Source organism: Microvirga sp. KLBC 81, from assembly GCF_003075415.1.
In the GTDB taxonomy this organism is placed as follows: domain Bacteria; phylum Pseudomonadota; class Alphaproteobacteria; order Rhizobiales; family Beijerinckiaceae; genus Microvirga.
The window spans coordinates 1-1,115 of record NZ_QDAH01000264.1 but is presented as its reverse complement, the minus strand read 5'-3'; the positions used below and the strand labels follow the sequence as shown (position 1 = coordinate 1,115).

Genomic DNA, 1,115 nt, shown 5'->3' with positions numbered 1-1,115 from the left:
CCACGCGATGCCAAATTGCTCATGAGAGCGCGGAGGCCGAAGGTCCACGGCTCGCACTCCGAACTCGGCTTCATGCGGTTCACGAGCTTCCCAAGTTTCGGAGCCGTGATCGTGACGAGATCGCCTGTCTTGTGCGTAAAGCCCATGCCTGGCTCATCACGATCCTGCGTTGGCGCAAACATCGTGCCTAGGAACAGGACGAAGCCGTCCGGGTACTGATGATGCGGACCAAGTGTCTGTGCAACGAGATCCTCGGGATCGCGACTGATCTTCGTGATGGACGATGAACCTTCGAGCTTGAACCCGTCCTCGCCCTCCACCGTCAATGTTACAGTGGTGCCGCGAACATCATCGAGGGAAAAACTCTCGTCGAAGAAGCGCACGAACGGCCCCAACGCGCAGGAGGCATTGTTGTCCTTGGCCTTGGAAAGAAGCAACGCGGATCGGCCTTCAAAATCGCGCAGGTTCACATCGTTACCCAAGGCGGCGCCTACGATCCGACCCTCGGCGGTCACGATGACGACCACCTCCGGCTCGGGATTGTTCCAGGTGGATTTCGGATGCAGGCCCGCATCCATCAAAGCGCCAACAGCCGACAGAGTGGGCGCCTTGGTGAAGATCTCCGCATCGGGGCCGATACCCACCTCGAGATATTGGCTCCATGCCCCTTGGGCGACGAGCACCTCTTTCAGAGCCATCGCCTCGGGCGAGCCCGGCTTCAGACGGCTGAGATCATCCCCCACGAGGCGCAAGACCTCCGCGCGGATGGCTGCGGCGGCACTCGCATCGCCACGCGCCCGCTCTTCGATGACGCGCTCCAGCATGGAGACGGCGAAGGTCACGCCGGCGGCCTTGATCACTTGCAGATCGATGGGCGCCAACAGCCACGGCTTCGACGGATCGCGCGTGTCGGACGGCGTGTTCGCCATGAGCTCATCGAGCGAGGCAATCCTCTCGCCCTGCGCAGCTTTCAACGTCTGCGCCGGATTGTCCTTTGCGGAGAGCTCACTCATCGTGGGGCAGGTGGCGGAGATATCGAATACTCCCTCCTCCCGAACAGCCACGACACACGGACCCAGGCCGGGGCGCCAAACACGACCCGCCAAGGCTCCCCG

The 1,115-nt window shown here is 62.2% G+C and carries 1 protein-coding gene; it reads right to left on the bottom strand.

Annotated features, from left to right (window positions below; translation table 11 throughout):
* The coding region (locus DC522_RS33660; RefSeq protein ID WP_116532715.1) for a fumarylacetoacetate hydrolase family protein at positions 1–1,115 on the bottom strand (1,115 nt) is incomplete at both ends.